The organism is Cellulophaga omnivescoria (genome assembly GCF_001999725.1).
Lineage (GTDB): Bacteria > Bacteroidota > Bacteroidia > Flavobacteriales > Flavobacteriaceae > Cellulophaga > Cellulophaga omnivescoria.
Genome location: NZ_MDDP01000015.1, coordinates 96,707 through 114,182, shown reverse-complemented (window position 1 = coordinate 114,182; position 17,476 = coordinate 96,707). Strand labels below are relative to the sequence as shown.

Here is a 17,476-nt window from a genome sequence, read left to right as displayed (position 1 = left end):
TTATCTTTTCTTAAATGTTGCTTTTAAAGAGTTGTAACCAACTTTACGGGTAAACTCTCCTAAATTTTCTATATTTTCTTCTGCTTCTAAAACAGTAATATCACTTACTTTTTCTGCTAGTAATTTTAATGTAATTCTCATAATTTGTCTGGCGTGCGTTGCTCCTAAACAATTGTGATGACTAAAGCCAAAGCCCACATGCGGATTTACTTTACGCTCCAAAATAACCTCATCTGGATTTTCAAAAACCTTTTCATCTCTATTGGCAGATGCCCAACATAAAGATATTCTACTATCTGCTTTAACAGCATGTTCACAAACAGTAGTGTCTTCTGTTACTACACGACCCATATGTGTTAGTGGAGAAAAATATCTTATAAACTCCTCTACAGCAGTTTTAATAATCTCTGGCTTAGAACGTATGTAATCTAAAGCCTTTTTATTTGCAGAAAAGTAGCTCATCATATTAGTTAAAGCGTTAATTACAGTATCTCTACCGCCTGCAAAAGTTAATATTAGTACTCCTTTAACTTCCTCTTTTGTTAGCTTTTTACCATTAACTTCAGCAGCTAGCAATGTACTGTACAAATTGTCTGCTGGGTTAGCAATGGCATTATCTATTTCTTCATCTATATAATTGTAAAGAATAGCTGCTTTATCACCGTCTAAGGCTTCACCTTCACTCCTAAATACGTGAGTTCCCCATGAAATCCATTTTACAGATTTATCAAACGGAACATTTAATAAAAGAGTTAACGCTCTAGACTGTATTACTAGTGCTAAATCTGACACCACATCTACTTTATCTTTAGACAAAACATCATCTAAAACAGTACTAATTATAGTAGTTAATTTCTCTTCATAAGTATCTTGCAAAGGCCTTTTAAACCAAGCTTCTAATAAGGATCTGTATTCTTTATGCATTGGCGGGTCTACCTCAAAAGGTATTTGGCGCGTGGTACGTATATTTACCTCAGACGGCACAACAATACGCCCAGGAACTGCTTCAGATGAAAATACTTTGTAATTATGAGCAGCCTTACGTACATCTTTATGATTTAATAACATAACTACCGGATCTCCTTGGTCATCCATTTTACCAATTCCAGACTTTTCTCTTTCTTCTTTAAAAGCATCTGCAAATTTACATTTAGCCATACGTAATGTTTTAGTTATTAAGCTAAACAAATATCTGTTTTTAGTTAGATGAATTCATTCTCTATTTCATCAAAAAAATAAACTATTTTATCATTATAAATTTTAAACAAATAAAAAATCAATTAAATAAGCTATATTTATATATGTATTGATATGTATTCTATAACCAACATTTAGCCTAAAATGAAGCCTATTTTAGAAACAATTCCGTTAGGAATAGAAAAAAGTATAGTAGCTTTTAATTATACTAGTAGAGATTTTGAAACTCCGTGGCATTTTCACCCACAACTAGAGCTTACGTATATTGAAGAAAGTTACGGCACCAAATTTATTGGCGACTATGTTGGTGCTTATGAGCCAGGAGAGCTAGTTTTAATACAGTCTAATGTACCACATTGCTGGACAAATAATAAGAGTGACACGGTAAAATCTAGCTCATTTGTAGTACAATGGAACAAAGATATTTATACTAACATACCTGAGTTAAAACCATTACACAATTTATTTGTAGCTGCTTCTAAAGGAATAATTTTTAATAAAGAGCAAAGTAAAATACTTATTCCTGAACTTAAAAAAATGACGCATAAAGAGGGCAGCAAGCTATACATAAGTCTACTAAGTTTGTTACTAAAACTTACTAATACAGATTACAAAACACTATCTAACAGTAGTTTTACAAAAAATATATCTGATGATTATACAAGTAAAATATCTAAAATACACTTGTATGTAGCCAAAAATTACAATCGTAAAATTTACTTAAAAGAAGTAAGCAAGCAGGTAAACATGTCAGAGCAATCATTCGCTAGGTTTTTTTTTAAAATTATGGGAAGAACTTTTTTTGTTTTTTTAAATGAATATCGAGTTAATATAGCTATTAGAATGTTACTACACACCAACAAATCTGTGTCAGAAATTGGTTATGCCTGTGGTTATGAATCGCTCCCCTTCTTTTTTAAAAAATTTAAACAACTACACAAATTATCTCCTGCTAGTTACAGAAAAAAACATAAAAAGTAAGATTATTAAAAAGGATTTGCATTAACAATAAATGCATTTGGATTAATTGCTTTAAAAAAATAAAGCCAATTTTGAGTACAAAAGTGGTTTTATAGCAAGCTAAGCTATATATGCTTGACTTTTAATGCAAATTACCAATGACACAGGATAGAAACTCAGATACATTTACAAGCAAAGACTTACCGTCTTTATTAAAGGAAACGTACACCTCTTGGATGGCAGACGATCCCTTTAGGTTAAGTGCTATTGTAGCATATTACACCGTTTTAGCCTTACCAGCTTTGTTAGTTATAATTATTAACGTTGTAGGCGCTATTTGGGGAATAGATATTGTACAAGGAAATTTAACAAACGAAATTTCTTCTGCCTTGGGTAGCGATGCAGCCAAAGCTATTGAGAATATTATTGGAGAAACACAAAACTCTAATAAAAACTTAACCTCTACAATTATTGGTATTGGCACATTGCTTTTTGGTGCTACAGGTGTGTTTTACCAGTTAAAAATATCTTTAAATGAAATTTGGAAAATTAAACCTAACCCGAAAGCTAAAATTTGGAAAATAGTTACAGACCGTGCCATAAGCTTTGCTTTTATTTTGGTTATTGGGTTTTTATTGTTGGTTAGTTTTATTGTTACTACCGCCATTAGTGCACTAAATAATTACATCCGAGAGGTACTACCAGACGTTTTACTATATCTAGCTTATATTTTAGACTTTTTATTATCTGTTGGTATTATTTCTATACTTTTTGCACTAATGTTTAAGTATTTACCAGATGCTAAAATTAAGTGGAAAACAGTATGGATTGGTGCAATTTTAACAGCGTTACTTTTTGTTATTGGTAAACTTTTGTTAGGCATTTATTTTGGTCAGGCAGATCCTGGCTCTACCTATGGCGCTGCTGGTAGCATTATTCTAATTCTTCTTTGGGTTAGTTACTCTTCTCTAATTTTATTTTTTGGAGCAGAATTTACATATGTATATGCAAAAAGATACGGTAAAGGCATAGAGCCAACAGCAATAAGTATAAAAAAGGAATAATGAATAAAACCCTATAAGAGTTAATTATTTAACCAATAAGAGTAATACAATACAGCCTAATAATACAACTTTGACACACTAATTACATACAAGTTTAAAACCATAAATTATGAAATATATTAGCCCACATATTATTAGACAAATTTTTGTTCTGTTACTAATAGTATTAATGGGCGGACTTATATTTAAAGAAATACTACCTTACTTAAGTGGTGTTTTAGGAGCCATAACTATGTATGTAATCTTAAAAAAACCAATGCAAAAACTTGCTAAAAAAGGTTGGCAAGCCAATATTGCGGCTATTTTTTTAATGATATTATCTTTCTTGTGCATAATGGTACCCATAACTGGATTAGGTTTTATGATGGGGTCCAAAATTAAATATGCCGTAGATAATTCACAAAAAGTAATTAATGCCGGAAAAACTCAACTAGAAAAGATAGAATCTTTTTTGAACATAGATTTAGGAACAGAGATAGATACCAGCTCCATAACAAACTGGTTGTCTGGTAAATTACAGAATTTTGCAGGTAGTACTTTTACTATGGTAATATCTATAACCATAATGTATTTTATTCTGTATTTTATGTTAACTAACAGAAAAAAATTAAGAGAGTCTTTATTTGAGTATATACCCATTAAAGACAGCAATTTAAAAACTATAGGAAAAGAAATTACTGCTAACGTAAAAGCAAATGCTTTGGGCATACCACTAGTAGCAATAGGTCAAGGTTTAGTTGCGTTAATTGGTTTTTATATTTTTGGTATTAACGATCCGTTTTTTTGGGCAGCTATAGTTACTATTGGTTCTATGATTCCTTTTGTAGGAAGTGCATTAGGTACAATACCTGTATTTTTATTGGCCTTATCTAATGGCGATACTTTTCAGGCCTGGGGAATTTTAATCTACGGTTTAGTGGCAATAGGAGCTACAGACAATATATTTAGATTATATATTTTAAAAAGATTAGATGATGTACACCCTTTAATTACACTTGTTGGTGTATTGGTTGGTGTCCCTTTATTTGGTTTTATAGGTTTAATTTTTGGCCCATTATTGGTTAGTCTTTTTCTTGTTGTTGTCCGCATTTATAAAAATCAATATGGAGAATCTGGCAACAGTATTTAATTAAAAAAGCACTTAACACCACACTCCTTATTTTTACTAATTTTTGCATTTTTAAAGCAAAAACACCTAAAAAACAATCCTTTTTAAACAAAAAACACTCAAAATAGCTTCATTTTATTGATAGCATCAAAAAAGAACGGATACCAGTTAACCCCAACTATAAGTAGATTGTAATTTTGATATAGAAATTAAAGTATAACATTCTGATGCGTCAGAATATAAAATTAATATCATATGAAAATAGGAATTATAGGAAGCGGAAATATTGGAGGAAATTTAGGAAAACATTGGGCAAAAGCAGGACATAATGTTATGTTTAGTTCTAGACACCCAGAAGAATTAGGTAGCTTGGTTAAAGAAGCTGGTCCTAACGCAAAAGCAATGAGTATTACAGATACTTTTGAAGCTAAAGCAGATGTTTATGTATTAGCAATGCCATACAAAGCTATAGACCAAATATCTGAGCTTTATGCTGGTGAATACGCCAATAGCGTAATACTAGATGCTACAAACCCATATCCAGAAAGAGATGGAGAAATGGCACAAGATGTTAGAGATGCAAATTACAACGCATCAGAGTACACTGCAATGAAATTTAGCTCTGCTAAAACGGCAAAGGCGTTTAACACCATTAAGGCTTCAGATTTAAAGAACCGTGCTTTTGAAGACACAGATAAATTATCTATACCATTTGCAGCACAAGATCAAGAAAGTAAATCTGTCGTAAAAGAATTAATAGAAGATATTGGTTTTGATGCAGTTTATGTTGGTAATTTAAGCGACACTAAAATTATGGATCCAGATCAAAAAATTTATGGTTTAAGCACCTCTAAATCAGATTTACTAGAAACTATAAATTCACAAAAATCATTTTAAGTAACAAATAGTACTACTTAAAATAATTTACAAACTAAAAAAAAATTATATGCAAATTATATTTGAATACCACGATGTTACAGCAAGTAGCAGACTAGAAAACATAGCAAAAGAAAAATTAGAACATTTACACAAGAAGTTCAACTTTGTACACAGGGCAGATGTATTTTTTAAAGTACAAAACAGGTCCGATGACCAAGAGCAAATTTGCGATATACGCTTAAGTATGCCTGGTCCTAGAATTTTTGCATCTACAAATGCAGATAATTTTGAATCTGCCATTGCTGAAACCGTAAGAGATTTGGATAATCAATTACAAAAAACAAAAGATAAAATGGGTGTTAGGTAGTATAAATTTAGAATAGCAATTGCTTTTTTAGGGAAGAATGAAGAAAGAAACATCACATAAAAAAATTACAATGAACACAGATAAAAAAAATAAAGTTAATACAGAAACAGAAACTTATAATTCTAATATTACTGAAGAGGACTTACAAGCTATTGGCAAAAGAGGCTTACGTTTAGATACGGGTGATGATGAATTATTGCAAAACAGAAAAGAAATTATAGATTTTCAAGGTAAAGACTTAGACATACCTGGCAGAAATGAAAGTAAAATTTATACCAAAAATAACTTAATAGATGAAGAAAACAGTCTGTTTGGTCAAGGTGGTGAGTCTAAAGAAAATTTAGAAGAGCCAGAGAGGGCTAATACAAATAAAGATAATTTATAGTAGTAGGAATTAGAAGAAGAATAAATTAAAAGAACACACAATGAGCACAGACAAAAACAAATTTAAAACAATAAATCCTGCTACCGAAGAAACCATAGCAGAATACACATATTTAAGTGGCGATGAGGCAACTAATAAAGTAGAGGATTGCCACAAAGCTTTTTTAAACTGGAAACTAAAATCTTTAGATGAGAGAGCAAATATCATAAAATCTATTGGTAAAACCCTAGAGAAACATAAAGAAAGTTATGCCCAATTAATGACTAAAGAAATGGGTAAGTTACTTAGCCAAAGTTACCAAGAAATAGATTTATGTATTGCTATTTGTAACTACACAGCTACAGAAGGAATAAAACAATTACAAGATGAAGAAAGACCCCTTTATGATGGTGGTAAAGGAACAATACACTACTCGCCAATTGGTGTAGTTTATGGTATACAACCCTGGAATTTTCCGTTATACCAACCTATACGTTATTCTATTGCTAGCTTAATGGCCGGTAATGGTGTGTTACTAAAACATGCTAAAAATGTAACTGGTTGTGCCTTAAAATTAAAAGAAATATATGAAGAAGCTGGCTTGCCTAAAAACTTGTTTCAGGTGTTAGTCATAAATCACGATGTTTCTGATGATATTATTGCAAACAAATATGTAAAAGGTATTACTTTAACAGGTAGTACACCAGCAGGTAAACACGTTGCCGTAAAATCTGCAGAAGTAATAAAGAAAACAGTTTTAGAACTTGGTAGTAATGATGCTTATATTGTACTAGATGATGCAGATATTAACAAAGCCGCTAAAATTTGTGCCGATGCAAGAATTTACAATAATGGGCAAACTTGTATTGCTGCCAAACGTTTTATTGTGGTAGATAGTGTTTATGATGAGTTTAAAAAACAATTTGTAAATATTTTAGAAAGAATGAGTTATGGAGATCCTACAAATGATGATTTTGATTTAGGGCCTATTGCACGTAAAGATCTACGAGAACAACTACATGAGAAAGTTGAAAAAAGCGTTGAAAAAGGAGCAGAAATTTTATGTGGAGGAAAAATACCAAATACAAAAGGCTACTACTACCCTTCTACCGTTTTAGGAAATGTAACACCTGGACAACCTGCTTACAATGAAGAGTTATTTGGGCCTGTTGCATCATTAATTAAAGCTAAAGACAATACAGACGCTATGCGTATAGCCAACGATAGCAAGTTTGGCTTAGGTGGAGGAATTTTTAGTGAAGATGTTGATAAGGCAATGGACCTAGCTAAAAATTATTTTGACACAGGTATGATACATATAAACTCCTATGGATTGGCGTATCCAAATATGCCATTTGGTGGCGTTAAAAACTCTGGCTACGGAAGAGAACACGGAGGTTTTGGAGTAAAAGAATTTGTAAACGCAAAAGCAATTACACAAGCTTAAAAAATAAAAATATACAAATAAAATAAACGCTAAGACTTATAAAGACTTAGCGTTTTATTTTTACAACACTTATGCTAAAAAAACACTTTATTAATTGAGCAAAAAAGTTAATTAATAGCGTTAAACTTAGCTATTTAATACTTGTAAATTTGAGTATGATATTAAACGGACTATATCATTAAACAAATAAGTCCCGTAACATAATTTTTTTTAAATATGACAACATACACTGAACAAGTAGGAACAAAACTAAACAATTTACTAGAAAAAACATACGATGCTGAAAAAGGATATAAAAAAGCAGCAGAAAATACAGATCACGGTGCACTAAAAACATACTTTAACAAACGTAGTAAAGAACGTTATGATTTTGGACATGAATTAAAAACAGAGATTGCTAAATTTGGAGAAGAACCAGAAAAAGGAGGAAGTTTAACAGGTACAATGCACAGAGCTTGGATGGACACTAAAGCCTTTTTTGCTGCAGATGATGCAGAGTCTATGTTAGAAGAATCTATTAGAGGAGAAAAAGCTGCCGTAGAAGAATACGAGAATGTACTAAAAGATACCACACTACCATCTAGCACAGCAACAGTGCTGTTAAAGCAAATGAACAATATTAAGTCTGATTTAAACACTATTAAGTTTTTAGAAGACATAAGCTAGTATATACATTTACTAAATAAAAAAAGGATGCTAAAAGCATCCTTTTTTTATTTTAATAGGTTACCAAAGCACACTTAAAAAGTAAATACTAACTTATTAATAATTAATAAGCTAAGTTTTATCTTATTAAAAAATATAGTGCACAGCCTAAAAAAAGGAGTGCATATTAATAAAAAGCCTATATTTAGCAAATTAATTATTGTAGTAATAAAACGTTTATTTCTGTAAAAAAACAGAGTACAATTTTAGTGTCATTTTATGAAAATGAATCTTAAATTTGATTATAACTTTATTTGTAAAACCATTTTGCAAGAACAGTTAGGTGCGTTAAATTTAGAGTATAAAATTAATAGTTTAAGCGAGGTTGAGTTTAAAAGAAAACCAACAGAAAAACAGTTGCTGCAAGTAACAAAAGCCTTAAAACATTATGGCATAAGCATTATAGTAGACCAACAAAGTGCTTTAGTGCAACGCATAAAAGAACTAATTACAGAACTTATAAACGATACTGAAAAGTCTAGCAAATACAATGCATCAGACTATCTAGCAGAACAACTAAATTACTCTTACGCGCACTTGTCCTCTGTGTTTTCAGAAACTACGTATTCATCTATAGAAAACTTTATAATTCTTAAGAAAATAGACTTAGCTAAAGAACTTATTATTCATAAAAATTATACGCTTACAGAAATAGCTCATGAACTTAATTACAGTAGTGTAGCACATTTATCTGCCCAATTTAAAAAAACAACGGGCTTAACACCTTCTGCATTTCAGAGGATAATTAATAAAAGAAAGGAAAATGAATAGTAAAACCCTAAACTAATGGCGGTAGATATTATGAATATAGTTTTAGCCGATGATGACTCTGACGATCGCTTATTGTTTGAGGAGGCTATTGAAGAAATTGATGTAAAAACAAACCTATCTTTATTTAAAGATGGTAAGGAACTATTAGATTATTTACTGTTACCGGACACCATTTTGCCCGAGATTGTTTTTCTAGATTTAAATATGCCAATTAAAAACGGTATGCAATGTTTAAAGGAAATACGTAATACAGATGCTCTTAAAGAATTGTGTGTAGCAATTTATTCTACTTCCTCATCAGAACAAGATATAGAAGAGACTTTTGTACATGGCGCAAACATTTACATTAACAAGCCCAATAGTTTTTCGGCTTTAAAAAAGGTTATAGACAAAATAGTAAAAATAAATTGGCAGTACCATACCTCTGCACTTAACAGAGATAATTTTTTACTGCGTTTGTAATGCATTAAAATAGAGCACAAAATTTTTTACTCTCTTATGTGCTCTATCCGTTTTATTTTTAACTCTATACATTAAGCAACTCTTAAAGGAGGTTGTATAAAAAATTGTTTTCTTACTTTAGCTTGTCTATCAAACCAAACACTAAAAATAATATAGCAAGTGGTTAAATCTTCTAAAATATTTATTGTACTTCTAATTTTATCTATTGCGTTATTAACCTTTTTAGGAAGTAACAGTTACAAACAAATTAGAGAACAAGAAAAAACTGCAGAATTGGTTGTTTTTACTCTTCGTGTAGAAACAGAAATAAACACCCTTTTTTCTAGATATGCAATGATGCAGTCTCAGGTTTTAAAAAATAAACTTCAAGACAAGGTAAACCATACCATATTATTAAACAGACAAAAAGATAGTGCTTTAACTACATTTAATAGGCTTAAAATTTTAACTAAAGACAAACCAAACCAGCAAAAAAAATTACAAGAATTAAGCACTATACAAAACTCTTTTTACAAGGCGCTAGATCAATTAAATGCATATAAAACAGATACTACCTTAGAAGAAAAAAACGATGCTATTTTGTTACATAATGCTTCTGTTTTAATGGATGAAATTGAAGCTATTAAAACTACTATGCTTGCCAATGCAGAACATTATTTAGCAGAACAACAAGAGCAATTTTCTACCTCTAGACTTATAACTCCTATAACTACTTTATTTTTAGGAATGTCTGCTTTGGTTATTTTTCTTGTGTCGTTTTGGCAAATTAATAAGCAACGTAAAAAAAACAACCGTACCACCGCTTTTTTGGAAAGCGTTTTAAAAAACACCGAAAACATAGTTAGTTATTACACACCTGTAAAAAATGAGGCTAATAAAATAATAGATTTTAAAATTGACTATATAAACCACAATATAGAAAATGTATTAGGTACAAAGGTTAATGAGATGAAGGGTAAATTGCTATCTGCCATATTACCCATACAGTTTAAAAATGGCGTTTTTGAGATTTTGGTAGATTGTTATGAAACTGGCAAAAATCAAAAATTTAAAAGAAACCATATCTTTAATGGTACAGATTACAGATTTAAAACAAATGTTGTAAAACTTAACAAAGGTGTTTTAGCAACTGCTAGTGACATTACAGAAGAACATATTATAAAGAAAAACTTAACAGTAACCAAAGACCAACTAGAAGCTCAAAATTTATTATTGCTAGACAATAGAGCTTTTTTAAGTAATGTTTTTAAAAGCACATCTAACATAGTTACACATTTTAAATCTATTAGAAATGATAAGGGTTACATAATAGATTTTGAAATTTTATTTATAAATGATGCTTTAAATGAAGGAATTAAAAACAACATTCCGTCTGAGCTAAAATACAAAAGAGCTACAGAAATTTATCCAAATATTTTTAAAAATGGAGTTTTTGAAAAAATGGTTAGCTGTATTGAAGAGTCTCGCCAAATAGAATATGAAACTAAAATTAACAGAAACGGTAAAGAGATTTGGTTACATGATACAGCTATAAAATTAAATGATGGTGTAACGGTTACTTCTAGAGACATAACCTTAGAAAAAACAAGAGCAGAAAAACTAAACGCATTATATACAGAGATTGAAATACAAAACTCTATTTTTAAAGATGCCGAAGAAGTTGCAGATATTGGTAGTTATGTTTGGTATTTAGATACTGGTGCTGCGGTAATATCTGATAACTTTTACCGTATTTTAGGATATGAGCCAAATGCTTTTGAAGTTACTTTTGATAATTACCGTAGGTTTGTTCACCCAGATGATTTAAAAAGGTATGACAAGTTTGGCAAAGAGATGGTAGAAAAAGGAAGCTCTAACATACACACATACCGTATAATTACCAAATCTGGTACAATTAAACATATTTATGTAAACGGCCAAAACATTATTAAAGATGGCAGAAACACTTCTGTTGGTGTTGTACAAGATATTACAGATAGTGTAAAAACCGAAGAAAAATTAAAGGCTAAAAATGAAGAGCTAAAGCGTTCTAATGCAGAACTAGAATCTTTTAATCGTGTAGCAAGCCATGACTTGCAAGAACCTATGCGTAAAATACAAATGTTTATTTCTAGATTGTCTGAGGGAGAATTAGAAAAACTATCAGACAGAGGAAAAATGTACTTTAGTAAAATTGATAGTTCTGCAAACAGAATGCAAACATTAATTAAATACCTATTAGCTTACTCTAGAATTAATAGAACTAAAAAAGATTTTGTAAAAGTTGAGCTTAATAATACATTAAATAAAGTATTAGATGATTTAGAAGAACTGGTTAATGAATCTGGTGTTGCTATTACTGTTGCTAACTTACCTGCAGTAAAAGCCATTCCTTTTCAAATGGAACAGTTATTTAATAATTTGGTAAATAACGCTATAAAATACAAATCTACTACAGAAAGCCCAACAATAGCAATAGACTGTAAAAAAATACCGCGCACAAAAATTAAAGAAACTTTTGATAAAAGAAGAAAAAATTATTACCAAATAACTGTAAAAGATAATGGTATTGGTTTTGATCAAGAAAATGCTAAAAAAATATTTGGTCTTTTTGAACGTCTACACCAAAAAGAACAGTACTCTGGTACTGGCATAGGTTTAGCCATTTGTAAAAAAATTGTGGTTAACCATAGAGGGCATATAACTGCTAAGAGTAAACAAGGTGAAGGATCTACATTTTGTATCTATTTACCAGTTTAATATTATTTACGTTTGGCAGAGTTTTTCTTTAGTTTCATATTTAAAAACTCTACCAATAATGAAAATGCAATAGCAAAATACAAATATCCTTTTGGTATTGCGCCAATACTTTTACCAAACAATACGGTACCAGATAAGTGAGCTGCTTCTGTAATTAGCATAAAACCTATTAATATTAAAAAAGATAATGCCAATAGTTGCATAGATGGGTGTTTACTTATAAACTCTCTTATAGTATTGGCAAAAAGCATCATTACACAAATAGATATTACAACTGCTATTATCATTAATATTAAAGAGTGGTTTTCCTGAGTACCAATACCGTTTGTCATCCCCACTGCAGTTAAAATAGAATCTATAGAGAATATAAAATCTATAAGTACTATTTGTACAATAGCTTTTGGTAGTGTGGTAATTTTTTTCGCCATTAATTCTTCTTCCTCTTCACCAGGTTCATCTATTTTCTCATGTATTTCAGATGTACTTTTGTATAACAAAAAAAGACCACCAAAAAATAATATTAAACCTTGCCAGCTAATACCAACCTCTAGCCATGATGTATTAATGGTATAAAACGGTTTTTTTAGTCCAACTAAAAAAGATACTCCTAATAACAATATAATACGTTGAAGCATTGCCAACAACAATCCTAAATTAGTGGCCTTTTTTTGCTGTTCTTTTGGTAGTTTACCTGCCGCTATAGATATAAATACAATATTATCTATCCCCAATATAATTTCTAAAAAAGTTAAAGTAAGCAATGCTATCCAAGCATCTGCACTAGAAAAAATTTCTAACATAGGTAATGGTTTGTAGTGTAATGTTATAGTTTAATATGTCTCCATAAAATTATAAAAAATAGTATCAAAAAGCAGCAATATTACTTAAAAGCATCAATAAATAATGGCTTAACGTCCAAAAACCGGGCTTTTCTAATAATTATATAACATAAAACAAAAATTATATAACAAAAAAAGACGCACTCTTCACCAACTTTGTATCAAACAAAAAACAATAACAATATGATACATATAAAACAAGCGTGCATTACAAACTCTAGAGTTGGACGTAGTTGGGTTAAAGAATCATTGCGTCCAAAAAAAAACAAACAAGAATCTACTAAAAAAACTACTGATCGTTTTAAAAATTTAAATAAGGAATAAGAGTAACTCTTAAAGTCTATTTAATAAAAAACAAACAATCATTAAAAATAATATGAAAAAGCTATTACTACCACTGGCAATAATTTTGATAATAATTTGGGCACTTGCCTTTTTTATATACGCTTTAGGTTACATAGCACATATTTTTTTAGTAGCAGCCACAATACTTTTTATTATAAAAGTATTACAAGAAAAATAAGTAAGAATCTCCTAAACAAGAAACGTTATGAAAGTTATAAATCTTAAAACAAACAATATAGAACAAGACTTTAATCAATTTAAAGCAGATCTAGGCGGAAGTTTAGAGTATACGCATAAAGAGTACTCTTTAGAATTAGATAATAATTTTGCTACAGGAGACATTAAAGGTGTATCTGTAAACAAAAACATATCTTTTATAGAGTATAATTTAAAGTTTGCACAAGACACTATTATAGTAAGAAACACACCAGTTACCAACCCAATTTACTTTTTATATTGTGCAGAAGGACAAATGAGTCACAGTTTTGGTTTAAATGGAAAACAAAGATCATTAAACCAGTTTCAGACAGGGATATTTGCTAGTGACCCTAGTAAAGACGCTTGTTTTTACTTTAGAAAAGGGCAAGCTGTAACTTTCTCTAATATTAGTATAAATACCTATACCGAAAATGCTGATGAAGAGGCTGATGATTTGTTACAAACCCAGCTATTAAAAACATTTATGCCCTCTAAAGAAAAAGAAATATTTGCATATGTAGGTTCTTACAACCTTAAAATTGCAGAAAAAATGCAACAATTAGAGGCTATTAAACAAAAAGGTATTGTTAGACAACTATTAGTAAAGGGAATTGTACACACTGTTTTAGCGTTAGAAATAGAGCAACACAACCAAGATAAAAAACACGGCGCTACAAATTTTGGTTCTTTAACAAGAAATGAAATGGACACTGTTAAGGAATTATCTAATTTTATTAGAAATTATCCAGAAATTAAGTATACACTGGTATATTTAAGTAAAAAATCTGGTATGTCTCCTGCAAAATTACAAGAAGGTTTTAAACTGCTACACAACCGTACCGTGTCTGATTTTATTAGAAATACAAGAGTAGAAAAAGCAGAGAATTTACTAAAAACTACAGACCTTAATATTTCTGAAATTGTGTATACAGTTGGTTTAACAAGTAGAAGTTATTTTTCTAAAATATTTAAAGAAAAGTATAATTGTAGTCCAAAATACTATCAAGAAAATCAATTTTCTACACCACTTACTGCTTAGTACTGTAAAAATATATAAAACTAAAAACTCCGCTTTTTAAGCGGAGTTTTTAGTTTTAAAATGATCCAATATTTTAAAAATACAGTTATATAGGCATTAGATAATAATTAAAACTTATAAACTATAGCAAGTACATAAAAAAGGCGGTAAGATTAAAACCTTACCGCCTTTTATATTAAATAACTATATTATTTAAATGTTTTTAAAGATGAACGTAGCATCCAAGCCATTTGTTCATGCATTTGTAATATTGCTGTAATAAAATCTGCTGTACCTTCATCATTATGTGCTTCAGCATTTTCTCCAATGCTCTCTCTAATAAATTTAATTATTGTTTGGTGATCTTCTAATAAAACCTCCATAAAACTAGCACTGTCATTTTGGTCTGGACCGTTTTCTTTTAGCTCAGACAATTCTAAAAATTGCTGCATACTACCTGGTGAATAAAAACCTAACATACGTATACGCTCTGCTACTTCATCAATAGTATTTTCTAGTTTTCCATATTCTTCTTCAAAAAATACGTGTTTGCTATGAAAATCTAAACCTTCTACATTCCAGTGAGCGTTTCTGTATTTTGTATACATTACATACTCATCTGCCAATAATTGTTTTAACATTTTTACTACAGCTTTCCTGTTGTCTTTTTTTATTCCAATAGCTGTTTCTGTTGCTTCCATTTTTATTTTTTTTAAGATTATAGTATAAAGATACAAGTAAGCATTAGTCCTTTTTAACGTTATTAAATTATAAATTACCTCTAAAAATTTGACTAAAAAACAACTACATAAATAACTACAATTAAACTACTTAACTACCAAAAAAAGCCTATAATTAACGTTATTAAATTCTTTTGTAGCTCTAAACAAATAACTTAACGGTTAACAAAAACATGTTGATTATATTGTAGGTATAAAACAAAGAACTATGAGTACTTTTTTATGGATATTGTACGCTTTGGTAACACTAAGGAGTATTAGTAGTATTATATTTCATGGTAGCAGACCTACAAAATCATTAAGTTGGTTTTTAGCGGTTCTTCTGTTGCCTTTTGCTGGCGCCTTACTCTATTATATGTTTGGTGTAAACCGAAGAAAGTTTAATTTTTTTAGAGACAAGCAAGAAGAAAAAAAGAAACAATTTGATGAAAAATACAAAAACTTACATGCCTTAGATAACACAGTAACTTTTAAAACATCTAAACAACAAAAATTATCTAAACTAATTGAAAGCAGCACCTTATTAAAAGCATACAACAATAATAAAGTAACTGTACTTAATAACGGGGAACAAACTTTTAATAGCATTTTTAATGCTATGCAAAAAGCAGAAAAGTATATTCATTTACAGTACTATATTTTTTCGAAAGGTGACTTAACAGAGCGCTTTTATTCAATTTTAAAAGACAAAATTAACCAAGGTGTAGAAGTACGCTTAATTTATGATGCATTTGGTAGCTATTCCTTTAAAAATAAAACTATAAAAAAATTTAAAAGTATTGGTGTAAAGGCGTTTCCAATGATGCCAATAAAATTTGGCAATTTATTATACACACTTAACTACAGAAACCACAGAAAAATTATTGTAATTGATGGTAAAGTTGGTTTTACAGGAGGTGTTAATGTAACAGACAAATACATTAAACCTATTTCTAACGTAGGAATTTGGAAAGACATACATTTAAAACTGGAAGGGCCCATAGTAAACAGTTTACATAGAGTATTTATTAAAGACTTTTATTTTGCTAGTAATGATGAGGTTTTATTACATAAAAAATACATTTTTAATACGGATAAAAAGGGGGAACATACAGCACAAATTGTAGCAGCAGGTCCAGACTCTAAACAACCTGCAATAATGCAACAATACATACAAATGATAAATATTGCCGAAAACAATATTTGCATAGCTAATCCTTATTTTATACCAAGTACATCTGTACTACAAGCTTTAAAAATTGCAGCATTAAGCGGAGTTTCAATTACTATATTAATTCCTAAAGTATCCGATTCTTTAATGGCAAAGTACAGTATGTTCTCTAGGTTAGAAGAACTTTTAGAAGTTGGAATAAAAATTTATTTACGACCAGATTTTTCTCATAGCAAAATGATATTAATAGATGGTGAAATACTATCTGTAGGCTCTGGAAATTTTGATTATAGAAGTTTTGAGCACAATTTTGAAACCAATGCCGTGATATACGATCAAAAAATAACAAAAAGCATACAAGAAAAATTTAATATTATATGTAATGAAGATACTATTTTAAAGTACGAAACCTTTAAAAACAGAGCCTTATGGAAAAAATTATTAGAAGGTATTGCTAAATTTTTTAGTCCATTATTATAAAAGTAAAACAATTAAAAATTAATGAAAAATATAATTTATATACTATTATTTATGAGTGTAAAATACTTAAATGCACAACACATTATACCTAAAATTATTGAAAAAGAAGCAACTACAGCCTTATCTTATTATCCACAACTAAAAAACACAGAAATTGAATTTAGATTTAAAGATAATATTAAAAAATCTACAATGCTTGCGCAGCCAGTTTTTGGTAGTCTTTTAAAATCTAAGAAAAAAAGACGTTACCTTATTTTAATGAGTAAAAAATTTAAAATTTCTGGAAAAGAATTTAAAACTACAGATGTAGATAGTGATATACTTATTGGTTGGCTAGGCCATGAACTTGGTCATATTTTAGATTATCAAAATCGTAGTAGTTTTAATTTACTTTGGTTTGGCATAAAATATTCGTTGTCTGACAATTATATAAAGGAAGCAGAACGCGCTGCAGACTCCTATGCCGTAACATCTGGTATGGGAACATACATATTAAAAACAAAACACTTTATATTAAACAATGCTGAAATAGAACCTAGTTATAAGGCAAGGATTATAAAATACTACTTATCCCCGGAAGAAATTATGCAACTAGTTAAACAACAAGAAAAAAAGGAGCAATTATAATTGCTCCTTTTTATTT

General features: G+C 29.8%; 19 protein-coding genes. 16 read left to right on the top strand and 3 right to left on the bottom strand.

What is annotated here, in order from left to right; translation table 11 throughout:
- Positions 1 to 1,158 carry a cytochrome P450 gene (locus BFJ87_RS09105; RefSeq protein ID WP_075695406.1) on the bottom strand — a complete coding sequence of 386 codons (1,158 nt, stop codon included), beginning with the start codon at positions 1,156 to 1,158 and terminating at the stop codon, positions 1 to 3.
- Between the two features lie 183 nt (positions 1,159 to 1,341).
- Between BFJ87_RS09105 and BFJ87_RS09100 the strand changes: the two genes are divergently transcribed.
- From BFJ87_RS09100 to BFJ87_RS09050, 11 genes are all read left to right on the top strand, one after another.
- Positions 1,342 to 2,178, top strand: a complete 837-nt coding sequence (locus BFJ87_RS09100) for an AraC family transcriptional regulator (protein ID WP_077403125.1) — start codon at positions 1,342 to 1,344, stop codon at positions 2,176 to 2,178.
- Between the two features lie 137 nt (positions 2,179 to 2,315).
- Positions 2,316 to 3,221: a YihY/virulence factor BrkB family protein gene (locus BFJ87_RS09095; protein ID WP_077403122.1), complete on the top strand. Its 906-nt coding sequence runs from the start codon at positions 2,316 to 2,318 to the stop codon at positions 3,219 to 3,221.
- 109 nt (positions 3,222 to 3,330) lie between these two features.
- Entirely contained in the window at positions 3,331 to 4,350 is a 1,020-nt protein-coding gene (locus BFJ87_RS09090; protein ID WP_077403118.1) for an AI-2E family transporter, read from the top strand.
- 234 nt (positions 4,351 to 4,584) lie between these two features.
- Positions 4,585 to 5,226 (top strand): NADPH-dependent F420 reductase, encoded by a 642-nt coding sequence (locus tag BFJ87_RS09085; RefSeq protein WP_077403115.1) that lies wholly within the window; start codon positions 4,585 to 4,587, stop codon positions 5,224 to 5,226.
- 49 nt (positions 5,227 to 5,275) lie between these two features.
- Positions 5,276 to 5,575 (top strand): ribosome hibernation-promoting factor, HPF/YfiA family, encoded by a 300-nt coding sequence (gene hpf / locus BFJ87_RS09080; protein WP_077403112.1) that lies wholly within the window; start codon positions 5,276 to 5,278, stop codon positions 5,573 to 5,575.
- A 70-nt stretch (positions 5,576 to 5,645) separates the two neighbouring features.
- Entirely contained in the window at positions 5,646 to 5,960 is a 315-nt protein-coding gene (locus BFJ87_RS09075; RefSeq protein ID WP_077403222.1) for a hypothetical protein, read from the top strand.
- 40 nt (positions 5,961 to 6,000) lie between these two features.
- A complete protein-coding gene (locus tag BFJ87_RS09070; protein WP_077403109.1) occupies positions 6,001 to 7,386 on the top strand; it encodes an NAD-dependent succinate-semialdehyde dehydrogenase in 1,386 nt (461 codons plus the stop codon).
- 216 nt (positions 7,387 to 7,602) lie between these two features.
- Positions 7,603 to 8,052, top strand: a complete 450-nt coding sequence (locus tag BFJ87_RS09065) for a ferritin-like domain-containing protein (RefSeq protein ID WP_077403106.1) — start codon at positions 7,603 to 7,605, stop codon at positions 8,050 to 8,052.
- Positions 8,053 to 8,310: 258 nt separating this feature from the next.
- Positions 8,311 to 8,862: a helix-turn-helix domain-containing protein gene (locus BFJ87_RS09060; RefSeq protein ID WP_077403103.1), complete on the top strand. Its 552-nt coding sequence runs from the start codon at positions 8,311 to 8,313 to the stop codon at positions 8,860 to 8,862.
- Between the two features lie 15 nt (positions 8,863 to 8,877).
- Positions 8,878 to 9,324 carry a response regulator gene (locus BFJ87_RS09055; RefSeq protein WP_077403100.1) on the top strand — a complete coding sequence of 149 codons (447 nt, stop codon included), beginning with the start codon at positions 8,878 to 8,880 and terminating at the stop codon, positions 9,322 to 9,324.
- 159 nt (positions 9,325 to 9,483) lie between these two features.
- On the top strand, positions 9,484 to 12,063 hold the full coding sequence (locus BFJ87_RS09050) for an ATP-binding protein (RefSeq protein ID WP_077403097.1): 2,580 nt from the start codon (positions 9,484 to 9,486) through the stop codon (positions 12,061 to 12,063).
- A 2-nt stretch (positions 12,064 to 12,065) separates the two neighbouring features.
- Here BFJ87_RS09050 and BFJ87_RS09045 read toward each other — a convergent pair whose 3' ends face one another.
- Positions 12,066 to 12,863, bottom strand: a complete 798-nt coding sequence (locus BFJ87_RS09045) for a TerC family protein (RefSeq protein WP_077403094.1) — start codon at positions 12,861 to 12,863, stop codon at positions 12,066 to 12,068.
- Between the two features lie 222 nt (positions 12,864 to 13,085).
- Here BFJ87_RS09045 and BFJ87_RS16880 point away from each other — a divergent pair, with 222 nt between their 5' ends.
- The 3 genes from BFJ87_RS16880 to BFJ87_RS09040 are packed head-to-tail and all read left to right on the top strand — an operon-like array spanning position 13,086 to position 14,484.
- The gene (locus BFJ87_RS16880; protein ID WP_171974492.1) at positions 13,086 to 13,226 is read left to right on the top strand and encodes a hypothetical protein; all 141 of its coding nucleotides are present in this window, start codon (positions 13,086 to 13,088) and stop codon (positions 13,224 to 13,226) included.
- 52 nt (positions 13,227 to 13,278) lie between these two features.
- Positions 13,279 to 13,425 (top strand): lmo0937 family membrane protein, encoded by a 147-nt coding sequence (locus BFJ87_RS16795; protein ID WP_139344228.1) that lies wholly within the window; start codon positions 13,279 to 13,281, stop codon positions 13,423 to 13,425.
- A 27-nt stretch (positions 13,426 to 13,452) separates the two neighbouring features.
- Positions 13,453 to 14,484, top strand: a complete 1,032-nt coding sequence (locus BFJ87_RS09040; protein ID WP_077403091.1) for a helix-turn-helix domain-containing protein — start codon at positions 13,453 to 13,455, stop codon at positions 14,482 to 14,484.
- A gap of 188 nt (positions 14,485 to 14,672) precedes the next feature.
- On the opposite strand, the gene BFJ87_RS09035 is transcribed toward BFJ87_RS09040, so the two are convergent.
- Entirely contained in the window at positions 14,673 to 15,164 is a 492-nt protein-coding gene (locus BFJ87_RS09035; RefSeq protein ID WP_077403088.1) for a Dps family protein, read from the bottom strand.
- Between the two features lie 247 nt (positions 15,165 to 15,411).
- Here BFJ87_RS09035 and cls point away from each other — a divergent pair, with 247 nt between their 5' ends.
- Both cls and BFJ87_RS09025 read left to right on the top strand, forming a co-directional pair.
- Complete coding sequence (cls, locus tag BFJ87_RS09030) at positions 15,412 to 16,833, top strand: cardiolipin synthase (RefSeq protein ID WP_077403085.1); 1,422 nt, start codon at positions 15,412 to 15,414, stop codon at positions 16,831 to 16,833.
- Positions 16,834 to 16,854: 21 nt separating this feature from the next.
- The gene (locus BFJ87_RS09025; protein ID WP_077403082.1) at positions 16,855 to 17,460 is read left to right on the top strand and encodes a hypothetical protein; all 606 of its coding nucleotides are present in this window, start codon (positions 16,855 to 16,857) and stop codon (positions 17,458 to 17,460) included.
- The last annotated feature ends 16 nt before the right edge of the window (positions 17,461 to 17,476 follow it).

Excerpts from the sequence above, each read along its gene's own strand:
- BFJ87_RS09105 (WP_075695406.1), bottom strand. The coding sequence starts at position 1,158 with ATGGCTAAATGTAAATTTGCAGATGCTTTTAAAGAAGAAAGAGAAAAG.
- BFJ87_RS09100 (WP_077403125.1), top strand. The coding sequence starts at position 1,342 with ATGAAGCCTATTTTAGAAACAATTCCGTTAGGAATAGAAAAAAGTATA.
- BFJ87_RS09095 (WP_077403122.1), top strand. The coding sequence starts at position 2,316 with ATGACACAGGATAGAAACTCAGATACATTTACAAGCAAAGACTTACCG.
- BFJ87_RS09090 (WP_077403118.1), top strand. The coding sequence starts at position 3,331 with ATGAAATATATTAGCCCACATATTATTAGACAAATTTTTGTTCTGTTA.
- BFJ87_RS09085 (WP_077403115.1), top strand. The coding sequence starts at position 4,585 with ATGAAAATAGGAATTATAGGAAGCGGAAATATTGGAGGAAATTTAGGA.
- hpf (WP_077403112.1), top strand. The coding sequence starts at position 5,276 with ATGCAAATTATATTTGAATACCACGATGTTACAGCAAGTAGCAGACTA.
- BFJ87_RS09075 (WP_077403222.1), top strand. The coding sequence starts at position 5,646 with ATGAACACAGATAAAAAAAATAAAGTTAATACAGAAACAGAAACTTAT.
- BFJ87_RS09070 (WP_077403109.1), top strand. The coding sequence starts at position 6,001 with ATGAGCACAGACAAAAACAAATTTAAAACAATAAATCCTGCTACCGAA.
- BFJ87_RS09065 (WP_077403106.1), top strand. The coding sequence starts at position 7,603 with ATGACAACATACACTGAACAAGTAGGAACAAAACTAAACAATTTACTA.
- BFJ87_RS09060 (WP_077403103.1), top strand. The coding sequence starts at position 8,311 with ATGAAAATGAATCTTAAATTTGATTATAACTTTATTTGTAAAACCATT.
- BFJ87_RS09055 (WP_077403100.1), top strand. The coding sequence starts at position 8,878 with ATGGCGGTAGATATTATGAATATAGTTTTAGCCGATGATGACTCTGAC.
- BFJ87_RS09045 (WP_077403094.1), bottom strand. The coding sequence starts at position 12,863 with ATGTTAGAAATTTTTTCTAGTGCAGATGCTTGGATAGCATTGCTTACT.
- BFJ87_RS16880 (WP_171974492.1), top strand. The coding sequence starts at position 13,086 with ATGATACATATAAAACAAGCGTGCATTACAAACTCTAGAGTTGGACGT.
- BFJ87_RS16795 (WP_139344228.1), top strand. The coding sequence starts at position 13,279 with ATGAAAAAGCTATTACTACCACTGGCAATAATTTTGATAATAATTTGG.
- BFJ87_RS09040 (WP_077403091.1), top strand. The coding sequence starts at position 13,453 with ATGAAAGTTATAAATCTTAAAACAAACAATATAGAACAAGACTTTAAT.
- BFJ87_RS09035 (WP_077403088.1), bottom strand. The coding sequence starts at position 15,164 with ATGGAAGCAACAGAAACAGCTATTGGAATAAAAAAAGACAACAGGAAA.
- cls (WP_077403085.1), top strand. The coding sequence starts at position 15,412 with ATGAGTACTTTTTTATGGATATTGTACGCTTTGGTAACACTAAGGAGT.
- BFJ87_RS09025 (WP_077403082.1), top strand. The coding sequence starts at position 16,855 with ATGAAAAATATAATTTATATACTATTATTTATGAGTGTAAAATACTTA.